Source organism: Stutzerimonas nosocomialis (assembly GCF_005876855.1).
Classification (GTDB): Bacteria; Pseudomonadota; Gammaproteobacteria; order Pseudomonadales; family Pseudomonadaceae; genus Stutzerimonas; species Stutzerimonas nosocomialis.
The window spans coordinates 1-2,964 of sequence record NZ_QLAE01000070.1 but is presented as its reverse complement, the minus strand read 5'-3'; the positions used below and the strand labels follow the sequence as shown (position 1 = coordinate 2,964).

Below are 2,964 nucleotides of genomic sequence, written 5' to 3'. Positions count from 1 at the left end.
TCGAGACCGTCTCCCATCGTTGAATTGAGCTAGTCACGCCACCATTAAAACAAAGGCAGATATCAAGATATCTGCCTTTGTAGTTTGGAGCTCATGAGCGGAATCGAACCGCTGACCTCACCCTTACCAAGGGTGTGCTCTACCAGCTGAGCTACATGAGCGAAGCCTTTGCATAATGCCGAACCTGGAGCGGGTAGCGGGAATCGAACCCGCATCATCAGCTTGGAAGGCTGAGGTTCTACCACTGAACTATACCCGCGTAGGCTGAAGCTCACGCTTTAAATCTGGTGGAGGGGGAAGGATTCGAACCTTCGAAGTCGATGACGTCAGATTTACAGTCTGATCCCTTTGGCCACTCGGGAACCCCTCCAAAAGGAGGCGGCATTTTCATTGCCAGCCACCTAGCTGTCAAGCATTTTCTCAGTAAAAACTTGAGGTTAGCTTTTTGAGACAGCACTTTGCGGATCGACCAAAAAACCTGACACCGCAAAGCGGGCGCCATTCTATGCAAACTATTCCGAGGTTGCAACGCTTTCGCAGGGCATTTGACGATGCTGCAATGTGCTCATATCCCGCGTCAAAGCGGTAAGCAACCCATCGTCGACCAAGTGCCGGCTTTGAGAGGCGACACGCACCCAATACTTTCTGTGTACACGCGGCAGCTCCCTGATCTGGGCTTCATAATCGAATTCGCGCAAACGGCCGATTACACCCTCGGCCGAATCTCGCCGCGAAAAGATACCGAGCGATATACCGTTGGCGAGATCGCCAACGGTGATGATGTAACTGTCGATATTGCGCGACTGCAACTCTCTGAGCTGGCGCAAGGATGCCTGCCTTGAGGCCAGGGGCGGCAGATATACCCAGTAATCCACGCCCGCTGCCGCATCGACGGACTGAACATTGGATTGGATATCAAGACTCAGCAGGCGCTGCTCCACGACCAGCGCAGAAGCCTCCTGATCAAACCCGCCGAGGAACAGGCAGACATTACGCTCCTGAACCGGTGCCTGGGCCGGAGGCGTTTCGCGGCGCACAGGAGCAGGCGCCTCGCTCAGTAGCTGGATACCATGCTGCTGAGCGCGATAAGCGTCGGTCGGAGCGACCTCTTTGACCCGTGCGGGCGCCTGCTGCTGATGCCAGACGAAGAAAAACAGGTTCAGTACAAGCAACAACAGGAAAAGCCAACGCATCGTAACCTCATCAAGGACAGGCGATTGCCAAGCCGCGGAATACCAGGTCGGGTATGCAGGTTATGCCAGGGAGGTCCGCCACCAATAGCGCATCTCCTCCTGTAGCGTACACGTCGAAATCGCTTCCCAGGTATGTCGAGGCCGCATCCATCTGAGCCCCGATATAACTGCGCACCATCTTCAAGCACCCCGCCTCGACGGCCTGAGCCGTCGAGCGCCCCGGAGCCTCCTCTCGAAGCAAAGCCCCTTCTGCAGGCCCTTCATAGCGAATACGCCGGGTATGACCAAACAGCTGATCACGCATCAAGGGAACGCCAGGCGTGATGAACCCGCCCAGATGCTGCCCATCGGTTGCGATCAAATCCACCGTGATGGCAGTGCCCAGGTCAAAGACCAGACAGGCACGGCGCTTCAGGCTAAAAGCCGCGACCATGGCCAGCCAGCGATCGAGCCCCAACCGCCCCGGCTCGAGATAGCCGTTGGTTACGCCACCCAAAGCGGTCGCAGGCATCGCTCGTAGAACCGTCAAGCCGAACACCGAGGTGATCCGCAGCGCGATCGCGTCCGTCTCACTATCGGACCGGACGCTGACCAATCGGCATTTCTCCAACCCGCGCCCCGCGCTCGTAGCGACTTGGTCAAGCAGCTGCTCGATGTCGATTGCACGACCGCTGACAGGAACAGAGGACGCAACCGGGGAGAACAGGCGCCACTTTATGTAACTGTTTCCACAATCCAGCTCAAGAATCATCCCGCAGCCTCAGGTGCAGTTCACCGCCACTAAAGGTACGTTCGCACCCATCAACCAGAAGCCGCAGAGCGCCATCGGAATCGACGCCAAGAATCCTGCCTACGACCTCCCGATCCCCCGCGCTCAAGCTGGCCATACGCCCATGCCATACGTGATTCGCCTCCCACTCGAGCCTCAAGCCGGCAAACCCCTCGGCCTCGTGACGACGCAGATATCCATCCAGAGACTCACTCAGCAAAAGGACTAACTGATTACGATCGATATCCCTACCCAGCTCGTTTCTGAGCGAGGTCCAGGGCTGATCGATAGCCGGATTGGCGGCGCTCATGTTGCAGTTGATCCCGATACCGATGACCACATGGCACTCACCCGCCGGGTCTCCAGTGAGCTCCAGCAGAATTCCCGCGATCTTGCGGTCGCTTGCGTACACGTCGTTCGGCCATTTCAGACCGACACCTGCAATCCCGAGCCGATGCAGCGCATCACGCACAGCCAGACCGATCACCAGGCTCAGGCCAGCCAACTGGTGAGGCCCGTTGCGGACGGTGATGCCGAGGCTGTAATAGAGATTCTGTCCGGCCGGACTGATCCACACCCGCCCGCGGCGCCCCCTGCCCCCGGTTTGCCGCTCGGAAAGCACGAGAAATGGCGTCGCGCACCCCTGCCCGAGGAGCCGGAGCGCTTCGCTGTTGGTGGAGTCCACCACATCATGCAGATGCAACGCCCAGCCCAGCCCCTGGAGGCCCGAGGTTAGATGCCCAGGATCGTACGGGATGAAAGGATCAACCAGCCGGTACCCACGCCCCTGGACCCTGTGAATGCGCAAATCGAATTCTTTTTCGATCCGCTGCAACTGCTTCCAGACAGAGCTGCGACTGATACCCAATGCCTCGCCCAGCGCTTGTCCGGAGTGGAAGCGGCCATCCTGCAGTAGCGTCAATAACTTGCTCAATGTCGACCCTCTCGCCAGGCACAAATGATAGCGACCCGTGTCATCAGTGCCTAGAAAAGGCTTTTCTC

3 protein-coding genes and 3 tRNA genes are annotated in these 2,964 nt (G+C 58.1%); all 6 read right to left on the bottom strand.

The window, feature by feature from the left end:
* Positions 1 to 85: 85 nt before the first annotated feature.
* A tRNA-Thr gene (locus DN824_RS22315) sits at positions 86 to 161 on the bottom strand.
* Between the two features lie 24 nt (positions 162 to 185).
* A tRNA-Gly gene (locus tag DN824_RS22310) sits at positions 186 to 259 on the bottom strand.
* Positions 260 to 285: 26 nt separating this feature from the next.
* A tRNA-Tyr gene (locus DN824_RS22305) sits at positions 286 to 370 on the bottom strand.
* Between the two features lie 142 nt (positions 371 to 512).
* A complete protein-coding gene (locus tag DN824_RS22300) occupies positions 513 to 1,193 on the bottom strand; it encodes an SPOR domain-containing protein (protein WP_138410504.1) in 681 nt (226 codons plus the stop codon).
* Between the two features lie 10 nt (positions 1,194 to 1,203).
* A complete protein-coding gene (locus DN824_RS22295; protein ID WP_138410503.1) occupies positions 1,204 to 1,944 on the bottom strand; it encodes a type III pantothenate kinase in 741 nt (246 codons plus the stop codon).
* Entirely contained in the window at positions 1,934 to 2,896 is a 963-nt protein-coding gene (gene birA, locus DN824_RS22290) for a bifunctional biotin--[acetyl-CoA-carboxylase] ligase/biotin operon repressor BirA (protein WP_138410502.1), read from the bottom strand. The genes DN824_RS22295 and birA overlap by 11 nt, the downstream gene beginning before the upstream one ends.
* Positions 2,897 to 2,964: the final 68 nt, after the last annotated feature.

Bases quoted from the DNA above. Each gene is read 5' to 3' on its own strand.
- DN824_RS22300 (WP_138410504.1), bottom strand. From the start codon at position 1,193: ATGCGTTGGCTTTTCCTGTTGTTGCTTGTACTGAACCTGTTTTTCTTC.
- DN824_RS22295 (WP_138410503.1), bottom strand. From the start codon at position 1,944: ATGATTCTTGAGCTGGATTGTGGAAACAGTTACATAAAGTGGCGCCTG.